Below are 23,874 nucleotides of genomic sequence, written 5' to 3' on the forward strand. Positions count from 1 at the left end.
CGTAGAGTTTTGGACAATCCTGAATTAACAACGGAGTATTTCCATGCCACGTCGTCGCGTCATTGGTCAGCGTAAAATTCTGCCGGATCCGAAGTTCGGATCAGAACTGCTGGCTAAATTTGTAAATATCCTGATGGTAGATGGTAAAAAATCTACTGCCGAAACAATCGTATACAGCGCGCTGGAGACCCTGGCTCAGCGTTCTGGTAAATCTGAACTGGAAGCTTTCGAAGTAGCTCTCGAAAACGTGCGCCCGACTGTCGAAGTTAAGTCTCGCCGCGTTGGTGGTTCTACTTATCAGGTACCAGTTGAAGTCCGTCCGGTTCGTCGTAATGCCCTGGCAATGCGTTGGATCGTTGAAGCTGCTCGTAAACGCGGTGATAAATCCATGGCTCTGCGCCTGGCGAACGAACTTTCCGATGCTGCAGAAAACAAAGGTACTGCAGTTAAGAAACGTGAAGACGTTCACCGTATGGCCGAAGCCAACAAGGCGTTCGCACACTACCGTTGGTAATCCCTTCGGAGTTTTAGTCACCAGGCGGGCGCTTCCAGTAAGCAGCCCGCTTTGGGCTACTTAAATTGAACGCCTAAAAGATAAACGAGGAATCAAATGGCTCGTACAACACCCATCGCACGCTACCGTAACATCGGTATCAGTGCGCACATCGACGCCGGTAAAACCACTACTACCGAACGTATTCTGTTCTACACCGGTGTAAACCATAAAATCGGTGAAGTTCATGACGGCGCAGCCACCATGGACTGGATGGAGCAGGAGCAGGAACGTGGTATTACTATCACTTCCGCAGCGACTACTGCATTCTGGTCTGGTATGGCTAAGCAGTATGAACCGCATCGCGTAAACATCATCGACACCCCGGGGCACGTTGACTTCACTATCGAAGTAGAACGTTCCATGCGTGTTCTTGATGGTGCGGTAATGGTTTACTGCGCAGTTGGTGGTGTTCAGCCGCAGTCTGAAACCGTATGGCGTCAGGCAAACAAATATAAAGTTCCACGCATTGCGTTCGTTAACAAAATGGACCGTATGGGTGCGAACTTCCTGAAAGTTGTTGGTCAGATCAAAACCCGTCTGGGCGCGAACCCTGTTCCGCTGCAGCTGGCGATTGGCGCTGAAGAAGCGTTCACCGGTGTTGTTGACCTGGTGAAAATGAAAGCCATCAATTGGAACGAAGCAGATGCAGGCGTTACCTTCACTTACGAAGATATCCCGGCTGACATGCAGGAACTGGCTGAAGAATGGCACCAGAACCTGATCGAGTCCGCAGCGGAAGCTTCTGAAGAGCTGATGGAGAAATACCTGGGTGGTGAAGAACTGACTGAAGAAGAGATCAAAAAAGCTCTGCGTCAGCGCGTTCTGAACAACGAAATCATCCTGGTAACCTGTGGTTCTGCATTTAAGAACAAGGGTGTTCAGGCGATGCTGGATGCGGTAATTGATTACCTGCCATCCCCGGTTGACGTACCTGCGATCAACGGTATCCTGGACGACGGTAAAGACACGCCTGCTGAGCGTCACGCAAGCGACGAAGAGCCTTTCTCTGCACTGGCATTCAAAATCGCTACTGACCCGTTCGTGGGTAACCTGACCTTCTTCCGTGTGTACTCCGGTGTGGTTAACTCTGGTGATACCGTACTGAACTCCGTGAAAGCTGCACGTGAGCGTTTTGGTCGTATCGTTCAGATGCACGCTAACAAACGTGAAGAGATCAAAGAAGTTCGCGCGGGCGACATCGCTGCTGCGATCGGTCTGAAAGACGTAACCACTGGTGACACCCTGTGTGACCCGGATGCGCCGATCATTCTGGAGCGTATGGAATTCCCTGAGCCGGTAATCTCCATCGCCGTAGAACCGAAAACCAAAGCTGACCAGGAAAAAATGGGTCTGGCTCTGGGCCGTCTGGCTAAAGAAGACCCGTCATTCCGTGTATGGACTGACGAAGAATCTAACCAGACCATTATCGCCGGTATGGGTGAACTGCACCTCGACATCATCGTTGACCGTATGAAGCGTGAATTCAACGTTGAAGCGAACGTCGGTAAACCTCAGGTTGCTTACCGCGAAGCGATTCGTGCGAAAGTTACCGATATCGAAGGTAAACACGCCAAGCAGTCTGGTGGTCGCGGTCAGTATGGTCATGTTGTTATCGACATGTACCCGCTGGAGCCGGGTTCTAACCCGAAAGGCTACGAGTTCATCAACGACATTAAAGGTGGTGTAATCCCTGGCGAATACATCCCTGCCGTTGATAAAGGTATCCAGGAGCAGCTGAAAGCCGGTCCGCTGGCAGGTTACCCGGTTGTTGATATGGGTGTTCGTCTGCACTTCGGTTCTTACCATGACGTTGACTCCTCTGAACTGGCGTTTAAACTGGCTGCGTCTATTGCCTTTAAAGAAGGCTTTAAGAAAGCTAAACCAGTTCTGCTTGAGCCAATCATGAAGGTTGAGGTAGAAACGCCGGAAGAAAACACCGGTGATGTTATCGGTGACTTGAGCCGTCGTCGCGGTATGCTGCGCGGTCAGGAATCCGAAGTCACTGGCGTTAAGATCCACGCTGAAGTTCCGCTGTCTGAAATGTTCGGATATGCAACTCAGCTGCGTTCTCTGACCAAAGGTCGCGCATCATACACTATGGAATTCCTGAAGTATGATGATGCACCGAACAACGTTGCTCAGGCCGTAATCGAAGCCCGTGGTAAATAATCCACAGGATTAAAACCTAAGTCCCGTGCTCTCTCCACAAGGGGAGAGCGCTATAGTAAGGAATATAGCCGTGTCTAAAGAAAAATTTGAACGTACAAAACCGCACGTTAACGTCGGCACCATCGGCCACGTTGACCACGGTAAAACTACCCTGACTGCTGCAATCACTACCGTACTGGCTAAAACCTACGGCGGTGCTGCTCGCGCATTCGATCAGATCGATAACGCGCCGGAAGAAAAAGCTCGTGGTATCACCATCAACACTTCTCACGTTGAATATGACACCCCGACTCGCCACTACGCACACGTAGACTGCCCGGGCCACGCCGACTATGTTAAAAACATGATCACCGGTGCTGCGCAGATGGACGGCGCGATCCTGGTTGTTGCTGCGACTGACGGCCCGATGCCGCAGACTCGTGAGCACATCCTGCTGGGTCGTCAGGTAGGCGTTCCGTACATCATCGTGTTCCTGAACAAATGCGACATGGTTGATGACGAAGAGCTGCTGGAACTGGTAGAAATGGAAGTTCGTGAACTTCTGTCTCAGTACGATTTCCCGGGCGACGACACCCCGATCGTTCGTGGTTCTGCTCTGAAAGCGCTGGAAGGCGACGCAGAGTGGGAAGCGAAAATCATCGAACTGGCTGGCTTCCTGGATTCTTACATCCCGGAACCAGAGCGTGCGATTGACAAGCCGTTCCTGCTGCCGATCGAAGACGTATTCTCCATCTCCGGTCGTGGTACCGTTGTTACCGGTCGTGTAGAACGCGGTATCATCAAAGTGGGCGAAGAAGTTGAAATCGTTGGTATCAAAGAGACTGCCAAGTCTACCTGTACTGGCGTTGAAATGTTCCGCAAACTGCTGGACGAAGGCCGTGCGGGTGAGAACGTTGGTGTTCTGCTGCGTGGTATCAAACGTGAAGAAATCGAACGTGGTCAGGTACTGGCTAAGCCGGGCACCATCAAGCCGCACACGATGTTCGAATCCGAAGTGTACATCCTGTCCAAAGACGAAGGCGGCCGTCATACTCCGTTCTTCAAAGGCTACCGTCCGCAGTTCTACTTCCGTACAACTGACGTGACTGGCACCATCGAACTGCCGGAAGGCGTTGAGATGGTAATGCCGGGCGACAACATCAAAATGGTTGTTACCCTGATCCACCCGATCGCGATGGACGACGGTCTGCGTTTCGCAATCCGTGAAGGCGGCCGTACTGTAGGTGCGGGCGTTGTTGCTAAAGTAATGAGCTAATAATTACTCATTAGTTCTGCACTTAAAAAGGGCGCTTCGGCGCCCTTTTTGCTGCCCGTTATTTGTCTTGTCACATTTCTTCGCAATTTTAACTCCGCTCCCGTTACGCAGAGATAATTGTGCTATTGTAATTATAACTATTCTCATTTACACTTTGCGCAGAAATTGAACGGGAGCGATCATGTACGTTTGTTTGTGTAATGGTGTAAGTGATAAAAAAATTCGCCAGGCGGTACGTCAGTTTCATCCTCAATCCTTCCAGCAGTTACGCAAGTTTATTCCTGTGGGAAATCAATGCGGTAAATGCGTTCGTGCGGCACGCGAAGTCATGCAGGATGAATTAATGCAAATGCCAGAATTTAAAGAGATCGCCTGAGTCACACTCTTTTTTTTGACATCCCTGTAGCCCCATCTATGCTCTGGAGAGTGGAAGCGGAGGGACAATAAAATGAAAGGTGATGTTAAAATCATAAATTATCTCAATAAACTATTGGGAAATGAGCTTGTCGCGATCAACCAGTATTTTCTCCATGCACGTATGTTCAAAAATTGGGGCCTGACTCGCCTCAATGAGATCGAGTACCATGAATCCATCGATGAAATGAAACACGCGGATAAATATATTGAGCGTATTTTGTTTCTGGAAGGGATCCCGAACCTACAGGATCTCGGCAAATTGGGGATTGGCGAAGATGTCGAAGAGATGCTGCAGTCCGATCTTCGGTTAGAGCTCGAAGGGGCGAAAAACTTACGTGAAGCTATCGCCTATGCCGATACCGTTCATGATTATGTCAGCCGGGATATGATGATCGAAATCCTTGCGGATGAAGAAGGACATATCGACTGGCTGGAGACAGAACTGGATCTCATCTCGAAAATTGGCCTGCAAAATTATCTGCAGTCGCAAATCAAAGTGACCAGCTAATCGCCCCTGAGGTGAGACGACAATATCCGGTGATGAAACCCGCAGCTGCCAGAAATGGCCCAAAAGGCAGCGGGTTTTTTAATGCCGATTTTCCATGCACTATCCCCACAACCACGATACCGAAACACCCCAGTAGCGCCGCCCAAAAGACTAATGAAGGCAAAAACATCCACCCATGCCAGGCACCTAGTGCGGCAAGGAATTTCACATCACCATAGCCGAGTCCTTCTCGCTTACGAAGCAGCCAATAACTCCAGTAGATAAAGGCAAAGCTGGCGTAACCCGCGACGGCGCCCCATACGGCATCGGCAAGTTGTGTCGGGATGATGCACAGGTGAAAGATGAATCCACCCCACAGCAACGGGCAGGTAAACCGGTCCGGCAGTCGTCTGCTGCGCATATCGCAGAAACTCAGAGTCAAAGACAATGCGGTATACAGCAGCAGAAAGGGTAGGGCAGCAGACATCGTGTCATCCTCCATCAACCATGGCGTTACTTTAAAGAAGGTTGATAAGGGAGCAAGGCGCTATTATGGGTATTGCGGGATGCTTTCCAGTAAATCCGCTGTGTTTCTTTCACAACATACAATCCCGGAACCCTGTTCGCATTACGCGCGAAGTGTTTAATATCTACGCGACACTTGCTTCAGACTGATATTTGCGTATAATGCGCGGGCTTGTCTTAATTGACGGCAGGTTCGATCTGAACCTCGGATAGCCGATTTGGCTGTCTAACAATGCTCCCAATCGGGGAGCTACGTAAGAACGGTTACACTCTCCCATCAATCGTAATGGGTCTGAGGAGTAATCATTTTCGTTTATAAAATAATTGGAGCTCTGGTCTCATGCAGAACCAAAGAATCCGTATCCGCCTTAAAGCGTTTGATCATCGTCTGATCGATCAATCAACCGCGGAAATCGTCGAGACTGCTAAGCGCACTGGTGCGCAAGTCCGTGGTCCGATCCCGCTGCCGACCCGCAAAGAGCGTTTCACCGTTCTGATCTCTCCGCACGTCAACAAAGACGCGCGTGATCAGTACGAGATTCGTACTCACAAGCGTCTGGTTGACATCGTTGAGCCAACTGAAAAAACCGTTGATGCTCTGATGCGTCTGGACCTGGCTGCCGGTGTAGACGTGCAGATCAGCCTGGGTTAATCAGGTCATCGAGCGATTGAGAGGTTGATACAATGATTGGTTTAGTCGGTAAAAAAGTGGGTATGACCCGCATCTTCACTGAAGATGGCGTATCTATCCCAGTAACCGTAATCGAAGTTGAAGCAAACCGCGTTACTCAGGTTAAAGATCTGGCTAGCGATGGCTATCGTGCTATTCAGGTTACCACGGGTGCTAAAAAAGCTAACCGTGTAACCAAGCCGGAAGCTGGTCACTTTGCTAAAGCTGGCGTAGAAGCTGGCCGCGGCCTGTGGGAGTTCCGTCTGGCAGATGGTGAAGAATTCACTGTTGGTCAGAGCATTAGCGTTGAACTGTTTGCTGACGTTAAAAAAGTTGACGTAACCGGTACCTCTAAAGGTAAAGGTTTCGCAGGTACCGTTAAGCGCTGGAACTTCCGTACCCAGGACGCGACTCACGGTAACTCCTTGTCTCACCGCGTTCCGGGTTCTATCGGTCAGAACCAGACTCCGGGCAAAGTGTTCAAAGGCAAGAAAATGGCAGGCCAGATGGGTAACGAGCGTGTAACCGTTCAGAGCCTTGACGTAGTACGCGTTGACGCTGAGCGCAACCTGCTGCTGGTTAAAGGTGGTGTTCCGGGTGCAACCGGTTGCGACCTGATCGTTAAACCAGCTGTGAAGGCGTAAGGGGATAGCAATGGAATTAGTATTGAAAGACGCGCAGAGCGCGCTGACTGTTTCCGAAACTACCTTCGGTCGTGATTTCAACGAAGCGCTGGTTCACCAGGTTGTTGTTGCTTATGCAGCTGGTGCTCGTCAGGGTACTCGTGCTCAGAAGACTCGTGCTGAAGTAACTGGTTCAGGCAAAAAACCGTGGCGTCAGAAAGGTACCGGCCGTGCGCGTTCAGGTTCTATCAAGAGCCCGATCTGGCGTTCCGGTGGCGTAACCTTCGCTGCTCGTCCGCAGGACCACAGTCAAAAAGTAAACAAAAAGATGTACCGCGGCGCGCTGAAAAGCATTCTGTCCGAACTGGTACGTCAGGATCGTCTGATCGTTGTCGAGAAGTTCTCTGTTGAAGCGCCTAAAACTAAGCTGCTGGCACAGAAACTGAAAGACATGGCTCTGGAAGATGTGCTGATCATCACCGGTGAGCTGGACGAAAACCTGTTCCTGGCTGCGCGCAACCTGCACAAGGTTGACGTACGCGATGCAACTGGTATCGACCCGGTTAGTCTGATCGCCTTCGACAAAGTCGTAATGACTGCTGATGCTGTTAAGCAAGTTGAGGAGATGCTGGCATGATTCGTGAAGAACGTCTGCTGAAGGTGCTGCGTGCACCGCACGTTTCTGAAAAAGCGTCTACTGCGATGGAAAAAACTAACACCATCGTTCTCAAAGTTGCTAAAGACGCGACCAAAGCAGAGATCAAAGCTGCTGTGCAGAAACTGTTTGAAGTCGAAGTCGAAGTCGTTAACACCCTGGTTGTTAAAGGGAAAGTTAAACGTCACGGACAGCGTATCGGTCGTCGTAGCGACTGGAAAAAAGCTTACGTCACCCTGAAGGAAGGCCAGAATCTGGACTTCGTTGGCGGCGCTGAGTAAGTCGGAGGAGTAATACAATGGCAGTTGTTAAATGTAAACCGACATCTCCGGGTCGTCGCCACGTAGTTAAAGTGGTTAACCCTGAGCTGCACAAGGGCAAACCTTTTGCTCCATTGCTGGAAAAAAACAGCAAATCCGGTGGTCGTAACAACAATGGCCGTATCACCACCCGTCATATCGGTGGTGGCCACAAGCAGGCATACCGTATTGTTGACTTCAAACGCAACAAAGATGGTATTCCGGCAGTTGTTGAACGTCTTGAGTACGATCCGAACCGTTCCGCGAACATCGCGCTGGTTCTGTACAAAGACGGTGAGCGCCGTTACATCCTGGCCCCTAAAGGCCTGAAAGCGGGCGACCAGATCCAATCTGGCGTTGATGCTGCAATCAAACCAGGCAACACCCTGCCGATGCGCAATATCCCGGTTGGTTCTACCGTTCATAACGTAGAAATGAAACCAGGTAAAGGCGGTCAGCTGGCACGTTCCGCTGGTACTTACGTTCAGATCGTTGCTCGTGATGGTGCTTATGTCACCCTGCGTCTGCGTTCTGGTGAAATGCGTAAAGTCGAAGCAGACTGCCGTGCAACTCTGGGCGAAGTTGGCAATGCTGAGCATATGCTGCGCGTTCTGGGTAAAGCAGGTGCTGCACGCTGGCGTGGTGTTCGTCCGACCGTTCGCGGTACCGCGATGAACCCAGTCGACCACCCACATGGTGGTGGTGAAGGTCGTAACTTTGGTAAGCACCCGGTAACTCCGTGGGGCGTTCAAACCAAAGGTAAGAAGACCCGCAGCAACAAGCGTACTGATAAATTCATCGTACGTCGCCGTAGCAAATAATTTTAGAGGATAAGCCATGCCACGTTCTCTCAAGAAAGGTCCTTTTATTGACCTGCACTTGCTGAAGAAGGTAGAGAAAGCGGTGGAAAGCGGAGACAAGAAGCCCCTGCGCACTTGGTCCCGTCGTTCAACGATCTTTCCTAACATGATCGGTTTGACCATCGCTGTCCATAATGGTCGTCAGCACGTTCCAGTATTTGTAACCGATGAAATGGTCGGTCACAAACTGGGTGAATTCGCACCGACTCGTACTTATCGCGGCCATGCTGCTGATAAAAAAGCGAAGAAGAAATAAGGTAGGAGGAAGAGATGGAAACTATCGCTAAACATCGCCATGCTCGTTCTTCTGCTCAGAAGGTTCGCCTTGTTGCTGACCTGATTCGCGGTAAGAAAGTGTCGCAGGCTCTGGATATTCTGACCTACACCAACAAGAAAGCGGCTGTACTGGTCAAGAAGGTACTGGAATCTGCCATTGCTAACGCTGAACACAACGATGGCGCTGACATTGACGATCTGAAAGTTACGAAAATTTTCGTAGACGAAGGCCCGAGCATGAAGCGCATTATGCCGCGTGCAAAAGGTCGTGCAGATCGCATCCTGAAGCGCACCAGCCACATCACTGTGGTTGTGTCCGATCGCTGAGACTCTGGAGACTAGCAATGGGTCAGAAAGTACATCCTAATGGTATTCGCCTGGGTATTGTAAAACCATGGAACTCTACCTGGTTTGCGAACACCAAAGAATTCGCTGACAACCTGGACAGCGATTTTAAAGTACGTCAGTACCTGACTAAGGAACTGGCTAAAGCGTCCGTATCTCGTATCGTTATCGAGCGTCCGGCTAAGAGCATCCGTGTGACTATTCACACTGCTCGCCCGGGTATCGTTATCGGTAAGAAAGGTGAAGACGTAGAAAAACTGCGTAAGGTCGTAGCGGATATCGCTGGCGTTCCTGCACAGATCAATATCGCCGAAGTTCGTAAACCTGAACTGGACGCAAAACTGGTTGCTGACAGCATCACTTCTCAGCTGGAACGTCGTGTTATGTTCCGTCGTGCGATGAAGCGTGCTGTACAGAACGCAATGCGTCTGGGCGCTAAAGGGATCAAAGTTGAAGTTAGCGGCCGTCTGGGCGGCGCGGAAATCGCACGTACCGAATGGTACCGCGAAGGTCGCGTACCGCTGCACACTCTGCGTGCTGACATCGACTACAACACCTCTGAAGCGCACACCACTTACGGTGTAATCGGCGTTAAGGTATGGATCTTCAAAGGCGAGATCCTGGGTGGTATGGCTGCTGTTGAACAACCGGAAAAACCGGCTGCTCAACCTAAAAAGCAGCAGCGTAAAGGCCGTAAATAAGGAGCGTCGCTGATGTTACAACCAAAGCGTACAAAATTCCGTAAAATGCACAAAGGCCGTAACCGCGGTCTGGCTGCTGGCGCGGATGTTAGCTTCGGCAGCTTCGGTCTGAAAGCTGTTGGCCGTGGTCGTCTGACTGCCCGTCAGATCGAAGCAGCACGTCGTGCTATGACCCGTGCAGTTAAGCGTCAAGGTAAGATCTGGATCCGTGTATTCCCGGACAAACCGATCACTGAAAAGCCGCTGGCAGTGCGTATGGGTAAAGGTAAAGGTAACGTGGAGTATTGGGTTGCCTTGATTCAGCCGGGTAAAGTCCTGTATGAAATGGACGGCGTACCGGAAGAGCTGGCCCGTGAAGCATTCAAGCTGGCAGCAGCGAAACTGCCGATTAAAACCACCTTTGTAACTAAGACGGTGATGTAATGAAAGCAAAAGAGCTGCGTGAGAAGAGTGTTGAAGAGCTGAACACCGAGCTGCTGAACCTGCTGCGTGAGCAGTTCAACCTGCGTATGCAGGCTGCAAGTGGCCAGCTGCAACAGTCTCACCTGTTGAAGCAAGTGCGTCGTGATGTCGCACGCGTTAAGACTTTACTGACTGAGAAGGCGGGTGCGTAATGACCGATAAAATCCGTACTCTGCAAGGTCGCGTTGTTAGCGACAAAATGGAGAAATCCATTGTTGTTGCTATCGAACGTTTTGTGAAACACCCGATCTACGGTAAATTCATTAAGCGTACGACCAAACTGCACGTACATGACGAGAACAACGAATGCGGTATCGGCGACAAGGTTGAAATCCGTGAATGCCGTCCGCTGTCCAAGACTAAGTCCTGGACGCTGGTTCGCGTTGTAGAGAAAGCGGTTCTGTAATACAGTACGCGTTCTCAACGAATAAACGGCTCAGCGATGGGCCGTTTATTTTTTCTACCCATATCCTGAGAGCGGTGTTATAATGCCGCGCCCTCGATATGGGGCTTTTTTAACGACCTGATTTCGGGTCTCAGTAGTAGTTGACATTAGCGGAGCACTAAAATGATCCAAGAACAGACTATGCTGAACGTCGCCGACAACTCCGGTGCACGTCGCGTAATGTGTATCAAGGTTCTGGGTGGCTCGCACCGTCGCTACGCAGGCGTAGGCGACATCATCAAGATCACCATCAAAGAAGCAATTCCGCGTGGTAAGGTCAAAAAAGGTGATGTGCTGAAGGCGGTAGTGGTGCGCACCAAGAAGGGTGTTCGTCGCCCGGACGGTTCTGTCATTCGCTTCGATGGTAATGCATGCGTTATTTTAAACAATAACAGCGAGCAGCCTATCGGTACGCGTATTTTTGGGCCGGTAACTCGTGAACTTCGCAACGAGAAGTTCATGAAAATTATCTCTCTGGCACCAGAAGTACTCTAAGGAGCGAATCATGGCAGCGAAAATCCGTCGTGATGACGAAGTTATCGTGTTAACCGGTAAAGATAAAGGTAAACGCGGTAAAGTTAAGAATGTCCTGTCTTCCGGCAAGGTCATCGTTGAAGGTATCAACCTGGTTAAGAAACACCAGAAGCCGGTTCCGGCTCTGAACCAACCAGGCGGCATTGTAGAGAAAGAAGCAGCTATTCAGATCTCTAACATTGCAATCTTCAATGCGGCAACCGGCAAGGCTGACCGTGTAGGCTTTAGATTCGAAGACGGCAAAAAAGTCCGTTTCTTCAAGTCTAACAGCGAAACTATCAAGTAATTTGGAGTAGTACGATGGCGAAACTGCATGATTACTACAAAGACGAAGTAGTTAATAAACTCATGACTGAGTTTAACTACAATTCTGTCATGCAAGTCCCTCGGGTCGAGAAGATCACCCTGAACATGGGTGTTGGTGAAGCGATCGCTGACAAGAAACTGCTGGATAATGCAGCAGCTGATCTGACAGCAATCTCCGGTCAAAAGCCGTTGATCACCAAAGCACGCAAATCTGTTGCAGGCTTCAAAATCCGTCAGGGCTATCCGATCGGCTGTAAAGTAACTCTGCGTGGCGAACGCATGTGGGAGTTCTTTGAGCGCCTGATCACTATTGCTGTACCGCGTATCCGTGACTTCCGTGGCTTGTCCGCTAAGTCATTCGACGGTCGTGGTAACTACAGCATGGGTGTCCGTGAGCAGATCATCTTCCCAGAAATCGACTACGATAAAGTCGACCGCGTTCGTGGTTTGGATATTACCATTACCACTACTGCGAAATCTGACGAAGAAGGCCGTGCTCTGCTGGCTGCCTTTGACTTCCCGTTCCGCAAGTAAGGTAGGGTTACTGAATGGCTAAGCAATCAATGAAAGCACGCGAAGTAAAACGCGTAGCTTTAGCTGATAAATACTTCGCGAAACGCGCTGAACTGAAAGCGATCATCTCTGATGTGAACGCTTCCGACGAAGATCGTTGGAACGCTGTTCTTAAGCTGCAGTCTCTGCCGCGTGATTCCAGCCCGTCTCGTCAGCGTAACCGCTGCCGTCAAACAGGTCGTCCACATGGTTATGTGGGCAAGTTCGGGTTGAGCCGTATCAAGCTACGTGAAGCCGCTATGCGCGGTGAAGTACCAGGCTTGAAAAAGGCTAGCTGGTAATTGTCACCAATTGAATCACGGGAGTAAAGACAGATGAGCATGCAAGATCCGATCGCGGATATGCTGACCCGTATCCGTAACGGTCAGGCCGCGAACAAAGCTGCGGTCACCATGCCTTCCTCCAAGCTGAAAGTGGCAATTGCCAACGTGCTGAAGGAAGAAGGTTTTATTGAAGATTTTAAAGTTGAAGGCGACACCAAGCCGGAACTGGAACTGACTCTTAAGTATTTCCAGGGTAAAGCTGTTGTAGAAAGCATTCAGCGTGTCAGTCGCCCAGGTCTGCGCATCTATAAACGTAAAGATGAGCTGCCGAAAGTTATGGCGGGTCTGGGTATCGCGGTTGTTTCTACCTCTAAAGGTGTTATGACTGATCGTGCAGCGCGCCAGGCTGGTCTTGGTGGCGAAATTATCTGCTACGTAGCCTAATCGGAGGAAAAAATGTCTCGTGTTGCTAAAGCACCGGTCGTTGTTCCTGCCGGCGTTGATGTAAAAATCAACGGTCAGGTTATTACGATCAAAGGTAAAAACGGCGAGCTGACTCGTACTCTCAACGATGCTGTTGAAGTTAAACATGCAGATAATGCACTGACCTTCGGTCCGCGTGATGGTTACGTAGACGGTTGGGCTCAGGCTGGTACCGCGCGTGCCCTGCTGAACTCAATGGTTATCGGTGTTACCGAAGGCTTCACTAAGAAGCTGCAGCTGGTTGGTGTAGGTTATCGTGCAGCGGTTAAAGGGAACGTAGTAAACCTGTCATTAGGTTTCTCACACCCGGTTGACCATCAGCTGCCGGCAGGGATTACTGCAGAATGTCCGACTCAAACTGAAATCGTGCTGAAAGGCGCTGATAAGCAGGTGATCGGCCAGGTTGCAGCAGATCTGCGTGCCTACCGTCGTCCTGAGCCTTACAAAGGCAAGGGTGTTCGTTACGCCGACGAAGTCGTGCGTACCAAAGAGGCTAAGAAGAAGTAAGGTAACACTATGGATAAGAAATCTGCTCGTATCCGTCGTGCGACCCGCGCACGCCGCAAGCTCAAAGAGCTGGGCGCAACTCGCCTGGTGGTACATCGTACCCCGCGTCATATTTACGCACAGGTAATTGCACCGAACGGTTCTGAAGTTCTGGTAGCTGCTTCTACTGTAGAAAAAGCTATCGCTGAACAACTGAAGTACACCGGTAACAAAGACGCGGCTGCAGCTGTGGGTAAAGCTGTCGCTGAACGCGCTCTGGAAAAAGGCATCAAAGATGTGTCCTTTGACCGTTCCGGGTTCCAATATCATGGTCGTGTCCAGGCACTGGCAGATGCTGCCCGTGAAGCTGGCCTTCAGTTCTAAGGTAGAGGTGTAAGATGGCTCACATCGAAAAACAAGCTGGCGAACTGCAGGAAAAGCTGATCGCGGTAAACCGCGTATCTAAAACCGTAAAAGGTGGTCGTATTTTCTCCTTCACAGCTCTGACTGTAGTAGGCGATGGTAACGGTCGCGTTGGTTTTGGTTACGGTAAAGCGCGTGAAGTTCCAGCAGCGATCCAGAAAGCGATGGAAAAAGCCCGTCGCAATATGATTAACGTCGCGCTGAACAACGGCACCCTGCAACACCCGGTTAAAGGTGTTCACACGGGTTCTCGTGTATTCATGCAGCCAGCTTCCGAAGGTACCGGTATTATCGCCGGTGGTGCAATGCGCGCCGTTCTGGAAGTTGCTGGAGTTCATAACGTTCTGGCTAAAGCATATGGTTCCACCAACCCGATCAACGTGGTTCGTGCAACTATTGATGGCCTGGAAAATATGAATTCTCCAGAAATGGTCGCTGCCAAGCGTGGTAAATCCGTTGAAGAAATTCTGGGGAAATAAACCATGGCAAAGACTATTAAAATTACTCAAACCCGCAGTGCAATCGGTCGTCTGCCGAAACACAAGGCAACGCTGCTTGGCCTGGGTCTGCGTCGTATTGGTCACACCGTAGAGCGCGAGGATACTCCTGCTGTTCGTGGTATGGTCAACGCGGTTTCCTTCATGGTTAAAGTTGAGGAGTAAGAGATGCGTTTAAATACTCTGTCTCCGGCCGAAGGCTCCAAAAAGGCGGGTAAACGCCTGGGTCGTGGTATCGGTTCTGGCCTCGGTAAAACCGGTGGTCGTGGTCACAAAGGTCAGAAGTCTCGTTCTGGCGGTGGCGTACGTCGCGGTTTCGAGGGTGGTCAGATGCCTCTGTACCGTCGTCTGCCGAAATTCGGCTTCACTTCTCGCAAAGCAGCGATTACAGCCGAAGTTCGCCTGTCTGACCTGGCGAAAGTGGAAGGCGGTGTTGTAGACCTGAACACGCTGAAAGCGGCTAACATTATCGGTATCCAGATCGAGTTCGCGAAAGTGATCCTGGCTGGTGAAGTCACTACTCCGGTAACTGTTCGTGGTCTGCGTGTTACTAAAGGCGCTCGTGCTGCTATCGAAGCTGCTGGCGGTAAAATCGAGGAATAAGTAGCAGATGGCTAAACAACCGGGATTAGATTTTCAAAGTGCCAAAGGTGGCTTAGGCGAGCTGAAACGCAGACTGCTGTTTGTTATCGGTGCGCTTATCGTGTTCCGTATTGGCTCTTTCATTCCGATCCCTGGTATTGATGCCGCTGTACTTGCCAAACTGCTTGAGCAACAGCGAGGCACCATCATTGAAATGTTTAACATGTTCTCTGGTGGTGCTCTCAGCCGTGCTTCTATCTTTGCCCTGGGTATTATGCCGTATATTTCGGCATCAATTATTATCCAGCTGCTGACGGTGGTTCACCCAACGCTGGCAGAAATTAAGAAAGAAGGGGAGTCTGGTCGTCGTAAGATCAGCCAGTACACCCGCTACGGTACTCTGGTGTTGGCCATATTCCAGTCGATCGGTATTGCTACCGGTCTGCCGAATATGCCTGGTATGCAAGGTCTGGTGATGAATCCAGGCTTTGCATTCTACTTCACCGCTGTTGTCAGTCTGGTCACAGGGACGATGTTCCTGATGTGGTTGGGCGAACAGATTACTGAACGTGGTATCGGTAACGGTATCTCGATCATTATCTTCGCCGGTATTGTCGCGGGCCTCCCGCCAGCCATTGCCCATACTATCGAGCAAGCGCGTCAAGGCGACCTGCACTTCCTCGTGTTGCTGTTGGTTGCAGTATTAGTATTTGCAGTGACGTTCTTTGTTGTATTTGTTGAGCGTGGTCAACGCCGCATTGTGGTAAACTACGCTAAACGTCAGCAAGGTCGTCGTGTCTATGCTGCACAGAGCACACATTTACCGCTGAAAGTGAATATGGCGGGGGTAATCCCGGCAATCTTCGCTTCCAGTATTATTCTGTTCCCGGCAACCATCGCGTCATGGTTCGGGGGCGGTACTGGTTGGAACTGGCTGACAACAATTTCGCTGTATTTGCAGCCTGGGCAACCGCTTTATGTGTTACTCTATGCGTCTGCAATCATCTTCTTCTGTTTCTTCTACACGGCGTTGGTCTTCAACCCGCGTGAAACAGCAGATAACCTGAAGAAGTCCGGTGCATTTGTACCAGGAATTCGTCCGGGAGAGCAAACGGCGAAGTATATCGATAAAGTAATGACCCGCCTGACCTTGGTCGGTGCGCTCTACATTACCTTTATCTGCCTGATCCCGGAGTTCATGCGTGATGCAATGAAAGTACCGTTCTACTTCGGTGGGACCTCACTGCTTATCGTTGTTGTCGTGATTATGGACTTTATGGCTCAAGTGCAAACTCTGATGATGTCTAGTCAGTACGAGTCTGCATTGAAGAAGGCGAACCTGAAAGGCTACGGCCGATAATTGGTCGCCCGAGAAGTTACGGAGAGTAAAAATGAAAGTTCGTGCTTCCGTCAAGAAATTATGCCGTAACTGCAAAATCGTTAAGCGTGATGGTGTCATCCGTGTGATTTGCAGTGCCGAGCCGAAGCATAAACAGCGCCAAGGCTGATTTATTCGCATATTTTTCTTGCAAAGTTGGGTTGAGCTGGCTAGATTAGCCAGCCAATCTTTTGTATGTCTGTACGTTTCCATTTGAGTATCCTGAAAACGGGCTTTTCAGCATGGTGCGTACATATTAAATAGTAGGAGTGCATAGTGGCCCGTATAGCAGGCATTAACATTCCTGATCAAAAACATGCTGTGATCGCGTTAACGTCGATCTACGGCATCGGTAAGACCCGTTCTAAAGCCATCCTGGCTGCAGCGGGTATCGCTGAAAATGTTAAGATCAGTGAGCTGTCTGAAGGACAAATCGACACGCTGCGTGACGAAGTTGCCAAATTTGTCGTTGAAGGTGATCTGCGCCGTGAAATCAGCATGAGCATCAAGCGCCTGATGGATCTTGGTTGCTATCGCGGTTTGCGTCATCGTCGTGGTCTGCCAGTGCGCGGTCAGCGTACTAAGACCAACGCACGTACCCGTAAGGGTCCGCGCAAACCGATCAAGAAATAATCGGGGTGATTGAATAATGGCAAAGGCACCAATTCGTGCACGTAAACGTGTAAGAAAACAAGTCTCTGACGGCGTGGCTCATATCCATGCTTCTTTCAACAACACCATCGTGACTATCACTGATCGTCAGGGTAACGCGCTGGGTTGGGCAACAGCCGGTGGTTCCGGTTTCCGTGGTTCTCGCAAATCTACTCCGTTCGCAGCTCAGGTTGCAGCAGAGCGTTGCGCTGACGCCGTAAAAGAATACGGCATCAAGAATCTGGAAGTTATGGTTAAAGGTCCGGGTCCAGGCCGCGAATCTACTATTCGTGCTCTGAACGCCGCTGGTTTCCGCATCACTAATATTACTGATGTGACTCCGATCCCTCATAACGGTTGTCGTCCGCCGAAAAAACGTCGCGTATAACGCTTCGTTTTCCAGGTTAGTTGGAGATAGAAAATGGCAAGATATTTGGGTCCTAAGCTCAAGCTGAGCCGTCGTGAGGGCACCGACTTATTCCTTAAGTCTGGCGTTCGCGCGATCGATACCAAGTGTAAAATTGAACAAGCTCCTGGCCAGCACGGTGCGCGTAAACCGCGTCTGTCTGACTATGGTGTGCAGTTGCGTGAAAAGCAAAAAGTTCGCCGTATCTACGGTGTGCTGGAGCGTCAGTTCCGTAACTACTACAAAGAAGCAGCACGTCTGAAAGGCAACACCGGTGAAAACCTGTTGGCTCTGCTGGAAGGTCGTCTGGACAACGTTGTATACCGTATGGGCTTCGGCGCCACTCGTGCAGAAGCACGTCAGCTGGTTAGCCATAAAGCGATTATGGTAAACGGTCGTGTTGTTAACATCGCTTCTTATCAGGTTAGTCCGAATGACGTTGTTAGCATTCGTGAGAAAGCGAAGAAGCAGTCTCGCGTGAAAGCCGCTCTGGAGCTGGCTGAGCAGCGTGAAAAGCCAACCTGGCTGGAAGTTGATGCTGGCAAGATGGAAGGTACGTACAAGCGTAAGCCTGAGCGTTCTGATCTGTCTGCGGACATTAACGAACACCTGATCGTCGAGCTTTACTCCAAGTAAAGCTTAGTACCAAAGAGAGGACACAATGCAGGGTTCTGTGACAGAGTTTCTAAAACCGCGCCTGGTAGATATCGAGCAAGTGAGTTCGACGCACGCCAAGGTGACCCTTGAGCCTTTAGAGCGTGGCTTCGGCCATACTCTGGGTAACGCACTGCGCCGTATTCTGCTCTCATCGATGCCGGGTTGCGCGGTGACCGAGGTTGAGATTGATGGTGTACTACATGAGTACAGCACCAAAGAAGGCGTTCAGGAAGATATCCTGGAAATCCTGCTCAACCTGAAAGGGCTGGCGGTGAGAGTTCAGGGTAAAGATGAAGTTATTCTTACCTTGAATAAATCTGGCATTGGCCCTGTGACTGCAGCCGACATTACCCATGACGGGGATGTCGAAATCGTCAAGCCGCAGCACGTGATCTGCCACCTGACCGATGAGAACGCGTCTATTAGCATGCGTATCAAAGTTCAGCGCGGTCGTGGTTATGTGCCGGCTTCTACCCGAATTCATTCGGAAGAAGATGAGCGCCCAATCGGCCGTCTGCTGGTCGACGCATGCTACAGCCCTGTAGAGCGTATTGCCTACAATGTTGAAGCAGCGCGTGTAGAACAGCGTACCGACCTGGACAAGCTGGTCATCGAAATGGAAACCAACGGCACAATCGATCCTGAAGAGGCGATTCGTCGTGCGGCGACCATTCTGGCAGAACAACTGGAAGCTTTCGTTGATTTACGTGATGTACGTCAGCCGGAAGTGAAAGAAGAGAAACCAGAATTCGATCCGATCCTGCTGCGCCCTGTTGACGATCTGGAATTGACTGTCCGCTCTGCTAACTGCCTTAAAGCAGAAGCTATCCACTATATCGGTGATCTGGTACAGCGTACTGAGGTTGAGCTTCTTAAGACGCCTAACCTTGGTAAAAAATCTCTTACTGAGATTAAAGACGTGCTGGCTTCCCGTGGACTGTCTCTGGGCATGCGCCTGGAAAACTGGCCACCGGCAAGCATCGCTGACGAGTAACCGGATCACAGGTTAAGGTTTTACTGAGAAGGATAAGGTCATGCGCCATCGTAAGAGTGGTCGTCAACTGAACCGCAACAGCAGCCATCGCCAGGCTATGTTCCGCAACATGGCAGGTTCACTGGTTCGTCATGAAATCATCAAGACGACCCTGCCTAAAGCGAAAGAGCTGCGTCGCGTAGTTGAGCCGCTGATTACTCTTGCCAAGACTGATAGCGTAGCTAATCGTCGTCTGGCATTCGCCCGCACTCGTGATAACGAGATCGTGGCAAAACTGTTTAACGAGCTGGGCCCGCGTTTCGCGAGCCGCGCCGGTGGTTACACTCGCATTCTGAAGTGTGGCTTCCGTGCAGGCGACAATGCGCCGATGGCATACATCGAGCTGGTTGATCGCTCTGAGTCGAAAGCAGAAGCTGCTGCAGAGTAATCTGTAGTAACGTAAAAAAACCCGCCTCGGCGGGTTTTTTTATATCCGCAGCACCCCCACTTATCTACAATATCTGTACTCTTTTTGTTCATCCCCTGGAGTCATTATGTGGTTACTGGACCAGTGGGCAGAGCGTCATATCATCGATGCACAAAGAAAAGGTGAGTTTGAAGATCTTCGCGGCGCTGGCCAACCGTTGGTGCTGGATGATGATTCACATGTGCCTGATGAGCTACGTGCCGGTTATCGCTTACTGAAGAACGCAGGCTGTCTCCCACCCGAACTGGAGCAGCGGAAAGAAGCCATCCAGTTGTTGGATCTGCTGAAAGGCCTGCGGCAGGATGATCCGCAGTATCAGGAAGTGAGTCGGCGTTTGTCACTGCTGGAACTGAAGCTGCGGCAGTCCGGTCTGAGCACGGAATTTTTACGCGCTGAGTATGCTGATAAGTTGCTGCATAAAATTAACGATAATTAATGGAGTGGACATGTATCGCATTGGTGAGTTAGCAAAGCTGGCGGAAGTGACCCCTGATACGATCCGCTACTATGAAAAGCAGCAGATGATGGAGCATGAGGTGCGCACTGAAGGCGGTTTCCGGTTATATACGGAAAAGGATCTTCAACGGCTTAAATTCATCCGCTATGCCCGACAGCTTGGCTTTACCCTTGAGTCGATCCGTGAATTGTTATCGATCCGTATCGATCCTGAACATCATACCTGTCAGGAATCCAAAGGGATCGTGCAGGACAGGCTGAAAGAAGTTGAAGCTCGTATTGCCGAACTGCAAAGCATGCAGCGTTCATTGCAGCGTTTGAACGATGCCTGCTGTGGCACTGCGCATAGCAGTGTGTACTGCTCAATTCTGGAAGCTCTTGAACAAGGAGCCAGTGGAGTGGCGTCGGGCTGTTGATTTATCAGACAGGTGGGACTACACTCCCGCCGTTAAACTACAAACTGGAGTTATTATGAGTCGTTATCAGCATACGAAAGGGCAGATAAAGGACAATGCCATTGAGGCATTATTACATGACCCGCTATTCAGACAGCGTGTTGAAAAGAATAAGAAAGGGAAAGGGAGTTATTTACGTAAAGGCAAACACGGTAACCGGGGTAACTGGGAGGCCAGTGGCAAGAAAGTGAATCACTTTTTTACCACTGGCCTTCTGCTTTCTGCGGTCTGTTAAGAACGATTATTCTGTTCTTTCAGCAGGTCGCGGATCTCAGTAAGCAAGACTTCTTCTTTCGTCGGTGCAGGTGCAGCCGCCGGCTCTTCTTTCTTACGATTGAGTTTGTTAATGAGCTTAATTGCCATGAAAATAGCAAAGGCGACAATCACAAAGTCGAAGATATTCTGAATAAACACGCCATAATGCATCACAACGGCCGGGATATCTCCCTGCGCATCACGCAATGTGACGGCAAACTGTTTAAAATCGATCCCACCAATTAACAAACCCAGCGGCGGCATAATGATATCGGCAACCAGTGACGATACAATTTTACCGAACGCCGCACCGATAATGACACCCACTGCCAAATCGACAACATTCCCGCGCATCGCGAATTCGCGAAACTCTTTAATAATGCTCATTATATTCTCCCTATGCAGCTGACGTTAATAAGTTTAACAAATGTTAAGGCATTTGCCATTTAAGTATTGAGATTAAGATTATGAATTAAGCCTTGATAAATCAGGGGATTAAAAAGGGTGCAAACAATGCACCCTTCAATGTTAAAGGAAGAAAGGACTTGGCTGGAATAAGCGTTCGACGTCGGTAATAAACTTTTTATCCGTCAGAAACATAATGACGTGATCGCCTTGTTCGATGCGTAAGTTGTCATTAGCAATCATCACATCGTTACCACGCACGACAGCACCAATAATCGTGCCTGGCGGCAGTTTGATTTCGTCGATGACTCGGCCGACAACGCGTGAGGTGCTTTCATCGCCGTGAGCGACAGCTTCAATCGCTTCTGCGACGCCACGGCGTAATGAAGAGACGCCAACAATGTCCGCTTTTCGCACATGGCTAAGGAGAGCCGAGATGGTTGCTTGCTGGGGAGAGATCGCGATATCGATCACGCTACCCTGAACAAGATCGACATAAGCGCGGCGTTGAATCAACACCATCACCTTTTTCGCCCCCATGCGCTTAGCCAACATCGCTGACATGATGTTAGCTTCATCGTCGTTGGTAACGGCAATAAACAGATCGACCTGATCGATATGCTCTTCGGCCAGCAATTCTTGATCCGAGGCGTCGCCAAAAAAGACGATCGTATTCTGAAGTTTTTCGGCCAGCTCGGCAGCGCGCTGTTGATCGCGTTCGATCAATTTCACGCTGTAATCTTTTTCCAGACGATGCGCCAGACCTGCCCCGATGTTACCGCCGCCAACCAGCATGATGCGCTTGTAAGGCTTTTCGAGGCGTTGCAGTTCGCTCATCACCGCACGAATGTGCTGGGAAGCGGCAATAAAGAAGACTTCGTCGCCCGCTTCGACAATGGTGGAGCCCTGTGGGCGGATCGGTCTGTCGTGACGGAAAATCGCCGCAACGCGGGTATCGATATGCGGCATATGCTCCCGCATCGTTGAGAGCGCGTTCCCGATCAGTGGGCCACCGTAATAGGCTTTTACGACGGCAAGGCTCACTTTGCCTTCTGCGAAATTGACGACCTGTAATGCGCCTGGATATTCGATCAGGCGGTAAATGCTGTCGATGACCAGTTGTTCGGGCGCGATCAGGTGATCGATAGGTACGGCTTCTGAGTGGAACAGCTTGTCCGCATCACGGACATAATCGGGAGAGCGGATACGGGCGATTCGGTTCGGCGTATTAAACAGCGAATAAGCCACCTGGCAGGCAACCATGTTCGTTTCATCAGAACTGGTCACGGCAACCAGCATATCCGCATCATCCGCCCCGGCTTCACGCAGCACGCGTGGGTGCGAGCCGTGTCCCTGAACGACACGCAGATCGAACTTATCCTGCAGGCTGCGCAGGCGTTCACCGTTGGTATCCACCACGGTGATGTCGTTGTTCTCGCCGACCAGGTTCTCTGCCAGCGTTCCACCCACCTGTCCTGCGCCCAGAATGATTATTTTCATCAGTCGTGACCCGTTATCCCATCACTTTTTGATTAGCTTAGCGTAAAAGAAGCCATCACCGTCTTCTGCACCCGGCAGATTTTGAAGACCCGGCATTTCGGGTGTGCCTGTCTCGCTCAGCATGGCATCCGTCGTACGCTGTAAGAAGGCGTGAACCTGCTGACTGTTCTCTTCCGGCAAAACGGAACAGGTGGCATAGACCAGCGTGCCGCCGGATTTCAGATGCGGCCAGACGGCATCAAGAATTTCAGCCTGTAGCTTTGCCAGTTCGGTAATATCACGATCGCGGCGAAGCCATTTGATATCCGGGTGACGACGGATAACTCCGGTTGCAGAGCAGGGGGCATCTAACAGGATACGATCAAACTGCTGCTCGCCGCACCATTGTGCAGGGAAACGCCCATCACCCTGCTTAACCGTCGCTTTCATCCCAAGACGTTTCAGGTTGTCATAAACGCGGGAGAGTCGTTGTTCATCCACATCAACTGCCAGCACGTTTGCTTCGGGAGCCGCTTCGAGGATGTGGGTGGTTTTACCGCCTGGTGCTGCACACAGATCTAAAATGTGTTCGCCGTTTTGCGGAGCAAGGAAGGCCACGCATCCCTGAGCAGAGGCGTCCTGAACGGTGACCCATCCTTCATCGAACCCAGGAAGCGTATGGACCGGTGCTGCTGTTTCCAGACGGATGGCATTGGGATAGTCGGGATGAGTGAAACCTTTCATCCCGGCGTTTTCGAGCAATGCCAGCCAGTTGTCGCGCGTATGGTGTATGCGATTCACACGTAGCCACATCGGGGGGCGCTGATTGTTGGCATCAATAATCGCTTCCCATTGGGTGGGGTACGCCTTTTGCAGGCGTTTAAGTAGCCAGCCAGGGTGCAGAAAACGCGCGTCGCTGCTGGCGAATTCCGCGAGCAGTACTTCTTGTTGACGCTGGAACTGACGCAGAACACCGTTTATTAGCCCCTTAAGCTGCGGGCGCTTTATCGCTACGGCACCTTCGACCGTTTCCGCCAGCGCTGCATGTGGAGGAATTCGGGTATGCAGTAATTGATAGAATCCCACCATTATCAGGTAATGCACGGTGCGCTGTTTTCCCGTCATTGGGCGGGACATCAGTTTGTTGATCAACCAGTCGAGTTGCGACAGCGTACGCAGAACCCCAAAACAGAGTTCCTGTAGCAGCGCTTTGTCTTTATCGGAGACTTTTTGTTGTAGCGGCGGCAGGACATTACTCAGTGAATGCCCTTGCTCGACGACCTGTTCAACGGCCTGCGCCGCCATACTGCGTAAGTTAAGTTTCTTATTCATAACCGCAAAAATAAAAAGGCCCGGTAACACCGGGCGTTATCAGAAGTG

Annotated in this window: 40 protein-coding genes; 36 read left to right on the plus strand and 4 right to left on the minus strand. The window is 50.7% G+C overall.

The window, feature by feature from the left end:
* Positions 1-43: 43 nt before the first annotated feature.
* The 5 genes from rpsG to bfr all read left to right on the plus strand — a co-directional run bounded on the left by rpsG (position 44) and on the right by bfr (position 4,905).
* Positions 44-514 (plus strand): 30S ribosomal protein S7, encoded by a 471-nt coding sequence (gene rpsG / locus ACQ0PY_RS02070; RefSeq protein ID WP_042998382.1) that lies wholly within the window; start codon positions 44-46, stop codon positions 512-514.
* A gap of 96 nt (positions 515-610) precedes the next feature.
* Entirely contained in the window at positions 611-2,725 is a 2,115-nt protein-coding gene (gene fusA, locus ACQ0PY_RS02075; protein WP_042322790.1) for an elongation factor G, read from the plus strand.
* A 70-nt stretch (positions 2,726-2,795) separates the two neighbouring features.
* The gene (tuf, locus tag ACQ0PY_RS02080; protein WP_109739782.1) at positions 2,796-3,980 is read left to right on the plus strand and encodes an elongation factor Tu; all 1,185 of its coding nucleotides are present in this window, start codon (positions 2,796-2,798) and stop codon (positions 3,978-3,980) included.
* 181 nt (positions 3,981-4,161) lie between these two features.
* Positions 4,162-4,356: a bacterioferritin-associated ferredoxin gene (bfd, locus tag ACQ0PY_RS02085; RefSeq protein WP_012135433.1), complete on the plus strand. Its 195-nt coding sequence runs from the start codon at positions 4,162-4,164 to the stop codon at positions 4,354-4,356.
* A gap of 72 nt (positions 4,357-4,428) precedes the next feature.
* The gene (gene bfr / locus ACQ0PY_RS02090) at positions 4,429-4,905 is read left to right on the plus strand and encodes a bacterioferritin (protein ID WP_042998380.1); all 477 of its coding nucleotides are present in this window, start codon (positions 4,429-4,431) and stop codon (positions 4,903-4,905) included.
* Here bfr and ACQ0PY_RS02095 read toward each other — a convergent pair.
* Positions 4,889-5,371: a prepilin peptidase gene (locus tag ACQ0PY_RS02095; protein WP_042998379.1), complete on the minus strand. Its 483-nt coding sequence runs from the start codon at positions 5,369-5,371 to the stop codon at positions 4,889-4,891. The two genes, bfr and ACQ0PY_RS02095, sit on opposite strands and share 17 nt — an antisense overlap.
* A gap of 378 nt (positions 5,372-5,749) precedes the next feature.
* On the opposite strand from ACQ0PY_RS02095, the gene rpsJ reads away from it, so the two are divergent.
* The 31 genes from rpsJ to arfA all read left to right on the plus strand — a co-directional run bounded on the left by rpsJ (position 5,750) and on the right by arfA (position 20,590).
* Complete coding sequence (gene rpsJ / locus ACQ0PY_RS02100) at positions 5,750-6,061, plus strand: 30S ribosomal protein S10 (protein ID WP_001181005.1); 312 nt, start codon at positions 5,750-5,752, stop codon at positions 6,059-6,061.
* Positions 6,062-6,093: 32 nt separating this feature from the next.
* Positions 6,094-6,723, plus strand: a complete 630-nt coding sequence (rplC, locus tag ACQ0PY_RS02105; RefSeq protein WP_042998378.1) for a 50S ribosomal protein L3 — start codon at positions 6,094-6,096, stop codon at positions 6,721-6,723.
* 10 nt (positions 6,724-6,733) lie between these two features.
* Entirely contained in the window at positions 6,734-7,339 is a 606-nt protein-coding gene (rplD, locus tag ACQ0PY_RS02110; protein ID WP_000424395.1) for a 50S ribosomal protein L4, read from the plus strand.
* A complete protein-coding gene (gene rplW, locus ACQ0PY_RS02115; RefSeq protein ID WP_000617546.1) occupies positions 7,336-7,638 on the plus strand; it encodes a 50S ribosomal protein L23 in 303 nt (100 codons plus the stop codon). Before rplD ends, rplW begins: the two co-directional genes overlap by 4 nt.
* 17 nt (positions 7,639-7,655) lie before the next feature.
* On the plus strand, positions 7,656-8,477 hold the full coding sequence (gene rplB / locus ACQ0PY_RS02120; RefSeq protein WP_000301864.1) for a 50S ribosomal protein L2: 822 nt from the start codon (positions 7,656-7,658) through the stop codon (positions 8,475-8,477).
* A 16-nt stretch (positions 8,478-8,493) separates the two neighbouring features.
* Positions 8,494-8,772 carry a 30S ribosomal protein S19 gene (rpsS, locus tag ACQ0PY_RS02125; protein ID WP_001138117.1) on the plus strand — a complete coding sequence of 93 codons (279 nt, stop codon included), beginning with the start codon at positions 8,494-8,496 and terminating at the stop codon, positions 8,770-8,772.
* Positions 8,773-8,786: 14 nt separating this feature from the next.
* Positions 8,787-9,119 (plus strand): 50S ribosomal protein L22, encoded by a 333-nt coding sequence (gene rplV / locus ACQ0PY_RS02130; protein WP_000447529.1) that lies wholly within the window; start codon positions 8,787-8,789, stop codon positions 9,117-9,119.
* A 17-nt stretch (positions 9,120-9,136) separates the two neighbouring features.
* Complete coding sequence (rpsC, locus tag ACQ0PY_RS02135) at positions 9,137-9,838, plus strand: 30S ribosomal protein S3 (RefSeq protein WP_000529945.1); 702 nt, start codon at positions 9,137-9,139, stop codon at positions 9,836-9,838.
* Between the two features lie 12 nt (positions 9,839-9,850).
* Positions 9,851-10,261 carry a 50S ribosomal protein L16 gene (gene rplP, locus ACQ0PY_RS02140; protein ID WP_000941208.1) on the plus strand — a complete coding sequence of 137 codons (411 nt, stop codon included), beginning with the start codon at positions 9,851-9,853 and terminating at the stop codon, positions 10,259-10,261.
* Positions 10,261-10,452 carry a 50S ribosomal protein L29 gene (gene rpmC, locus ACQ0PY_RS02145; RefSeq protein ID WP_000644742.1) on the plus strand — a complete coding sequence of 64 codons (192 nt, stop codon included), beginning with the start codon at positions 10,261-10,263 and terminating at the stop codon, positions 10,450-10,452. Before rplP ends, rpmC begins: the two co-directional genes overlap by 1 nt.
* Positions 10,452-10,706, plus strand: coding sequence for a 30S ribosomal protein S17 (gene rpsQ, locus ACQ0PY_RS02150; protein ID WP_002438707.1), 255 nt, complete (start codon positions 10,452-10,454; stop codon positions 10,704-10,706). The genes rpmC and rpsQ overlap by 1 nt, the downstream gene beginning before the upstream one ends.
* A 162-nt stretch (positions 10,707-10,868) precedes the next feature.
* Positions 10,869-11,240, plus strand: coding sequence for a 50S ribosomal protein L14 (gene rplN / locus ACQ0PY_RS02155; protein WP_000613954.1), 372 nt, complete (start codon positions 10,869-10,871; stop codon positions 11,238-11,240).
* A 10-nt stretch (positions 11,241-11,250) separates the two neighbouring features.
* The gene (rplX, locus tag ACQ0PY_RS02160; protein WP_015962742.1) at positions 11,251-11,565 is read left to right on the plus strand and encodes a 50S ribosomal protein L24; all 315 of its coding nucleotides are present in this window, start codon (positions 11,251-11,253) and stop codon (positions 11,563-11,565) included.
* A gap of 14 nt (positions 11,566-11,579) precedes the next feature.
* Positions 11,580-12,119: a 50S ribosomal protein L5 gene (rplE, locus tag ACQ0PY_RS02165; protein WP_001096206.1), complete on the plus strand. Its 540-nt coding sequence runs from the start codon at positions 11,580-11,582 to the stop codon at positions 12,117-12,119.
* Positions 12,120-12,133: 14 nt separating this feature from the next.
* Positions 12,134-12,439: a 30S ribosomal protein S14 gene (gene rpsN, locus ACQ0PY_RS02170; RefSeq protein WP_001118929.1), complete on the plus strand. Its 306-nt coding sequence runs from the start codon at positions 12,134-12,136 to the stop codon at positions 12,437-12,439.
* A 33-nt stretch (positions 12,440-12,472) separates the two neighbouring features.
* Complete coding sequence (gene rpsH, locus ACQ0PY_RS02175) at positions 12,473-12,865, plus strand: 30S ribosomal protein S8 (protein ID WP_000062611.1); 393 nt, start codon at positions 12,473-12,475, stop codon at positions 12,863-12,865.
* A 12-nt stretch (positions 12,866-12,877) separates the two neighbouring features.
* Positions 12,878-13,411: a 50S ribosomal protein L6 gene (gene rplF, locus ACQ0PY_RS02180; protein WP_012135817.1), complete on the plus strand. Its 534-nt coding sequence runs from the start codon at positions 12,878-12,880 to the stop codon at positions 13,409-13,411.
* Between the two features lie 9 nt (positions 13,412-13,420).
* Positions 13,421-13,774, plus strand: a complete 354-nt coding sequence (rplR, locus tag ACQ0PY_RS02185; protein WP_000358956.1) for a 50S ribosomal protein L18 — start codon at positions 13,421-13,423, stop codon at positions 13,772-13,774.
* A gap of 14 nt (positions 13,775-13,788) precedes the next feature.
* The gene (gene rpsE / locus ACQ0PY_RS02190) at positions 13,789-14,292 is read left to right on the plus strand and encodes a 30S ribosomal protein S5 (RefSeq protein WP_000940121.1); all 504 of its coding nucleotides are present in this window, start codon (positions 13,789-13,791) and stop codon (positions 14,290-14,292) included.
* 3 nt (positions 14,293-14,295) lie between these two features.
* Positions 14,296-14,475: a 50S ribosomal protein L30 gene (gene rpmD / locus ACQ0PY_RS02195; protein ID WP_001140434.1), complete on the plus strand. Its 180-nt coding sequence runs from the start codon at positions 14,296-14,298 to the stop codon at positions 14,473-14,475.
* Between the two features lie 3 nt (positions 14,476-14,478).
* The gene (gene rplO / locus ACQ0PY_RS02200) at positions 14,479-14,913 is read left to right on the plus strand and encodes a 50S ribosomal protein L15 (RefSeq protein ID WP_001238917.1); all 435 of its coding nucleotides are present in this window, start codon (positions 14,479-14,481) and stop codon (positions 14,911-14,913) included.
* A 7-nt stretch (positions 14,914-14,920) separates the two neighbouring features.
* Positions 14,921-16,252 carry a preprotein translocase subunit SecY gene (secY, locus tag ACQ0PY_RS02205; protein WP_001118864.1) on the plus strand — a complete coding sequence of 444 codons (1,332 nt, stop codon included), beginning with the start codon at positions 14,921-14,923 and terminating at the stop codon, positions 16,250-16,252.
* 31 nt (positions 16,253-16,283) lie between these two features.
* Complete coding sequence (rpmJ, locus tag ACQ0PY_RS02210; RefSeq protein WP_000868187.1) at positions 16,284-16,400, plus strand: 50S ribosomal protein L36; 117 nt, start codon at positions 16,284-16,286, stop codon at positions 16,398-16,400.
* A gap of 146 nt (positions 16,401-16,546) precedes the next feature.
* The gene (gene rpsM / locus ACQ0PY_RS02215) at positions 16,547-16,903 is read left to right on the plus strand and encodes a 30S ribosomal protein S13 (RefSeq protein WP_012908431.1); all 357 of its coding nucleotides are present in this window, start codon (positions 16,547-16,549) and stop codon (positions 16,901-16,903) included.
* A 16-nt stretch (positions 16,904-16,919) separates the two neighbouring features.
* Positions 16,920-17,309, plus strand: coding sequence for a 30S ribosomal protein S11 (gene rpsK, locus ACQ0PY_RS02220; protein ID WP_001029684.1), 390 nt, complete (start codon positions 16,920-16,922; stop codon positions 17,307-17,309).
* Positions 17,310-17,342: 33 nt separating this feature from the next.
* Positions 17,343-17,963 carry a 30S ribosomal protein S4 gene (rpsD, locus tag ACQ0PY_RS02225; RefSeq protein ID WP_000135226.1) on the plus strand — a complete coding sequence of 207 codons (621 nt, stop codon included), beginning with the start codon at positions 17,343-17,345 and terminating at the stop codon, positions 17,961-17,963.
* A 25-nt stretch (positions 17,964-17,988) separates the two neighbouring features.
* Positions 17,989-18,978 (plus strand): DNA-directed RNA polymerase subunit alpha, encoded by a 990-nt coding sequence (locus ACQ0PY_RS02230; protein ID WP_001162094.1) that lies wholly within the window; start codon positions 17,989-17,991, stop codon positions 18,976-18,978.
* A 40-nt stretch (positions 18,979-19,018) separates the two neighbouring features.
* Positions 19,019-19,405 (plus strand): 50S ribosomal protein L17, encoded by a 387-nt coding sequence (gene rplQ / locus ACQ0PY_RS02235; protein WP_001216372.1) that lies wholly within the window; start codon positions 19,019-19,021, stop codon positions 19,403-19,405.
* A gap of 106 nt (positions 19,406-19,511) precedes the next feature.
* A complete protein-coding gene (locus ACQ0PY_RS02240; protein ID WP_044265318.1) occupies positions 19,512-19,880 on the plus strand; it encodes a DnaJ family domain-containing protein in 369 nt (122 codons plus the stop codon).
* Positions 19,881-19,890: 10 nt separating this feature from the next.
* Entirely contained in the window at positions 19,891-20,316 is a 426-nt protein-coding gene (zntR, locus tag ACQ0PY_RS02245) for a Zn(2+)-responsive transcriptional regulator (protein WP_044257546.1), read from the plus strand.
* Between the two features lie 55 nt (positions 20,317-20,371).
* Positions 20,372-20,590 (plus strand): alternative ribosome-rescue factor ArfA, encoded by a 219-nt coding sequence (gene arfA, locus ACQ0PY_RS02250; protein WP_042998373.1) that lies wholly within the window; start codon positions 20,372-20,374, stop codon positions 20,588-20,590.
* Here arfA and mscL read toward each other — a convergent pair.
* The 3 genes from mscL to rsmB form a co-directional block, all read right to left on the minus strand.
* Complete coding sequence (gene mscL / locus ACQ0PY_RS02255; protein WP_042326268.1) at positions 20,587-20,997, minus strand: large-conductance mechanosensitive channel protein MscL; 411 nt, start codon at positions 20,995-20,997, stop codon at positions 20,587-20,589. The genes arfA and mscL overlap by 4 nt on opposite strands.
* 141 nt (positions 20,998-21,138) lie before the next feature.
* Positions 21,139-22,515 carry a Trk system potassium transporter TrkA gene (gene trkA, locus ACQ0PY_RS02260; protein WP_042998372.1) on the minus strand — a complete coding sequence of 459 codons (1,377 nt, stop codon included), beginning with the start codon at positions 22,513-22,515 and terminating at the stop codon, positions 21,139-21,141.
* A 21-nt stretch (positions 22,516-22,536) separates the two neighbouring features.
* Positions 22,537-23,826 (minus strand): 16S rRNA (cytosine(967)-C(5))-methyltransferase RsmB, encoded by a 1,290-nt coding sequence (gene rsmB / locus ACQ0PY_RS02265; protein ID WP_109740605.1) that lies wholly within the window; start codon positions 23,824-23,826, stop codon positions 22,537-22,539.
* Between the last annotated feature and the right edge of the window lie 48 nt (positions 23,827-23,874).

It is taken from the genome of Citrobacter sp. LST-B2 (assembly GCF_057983045.1).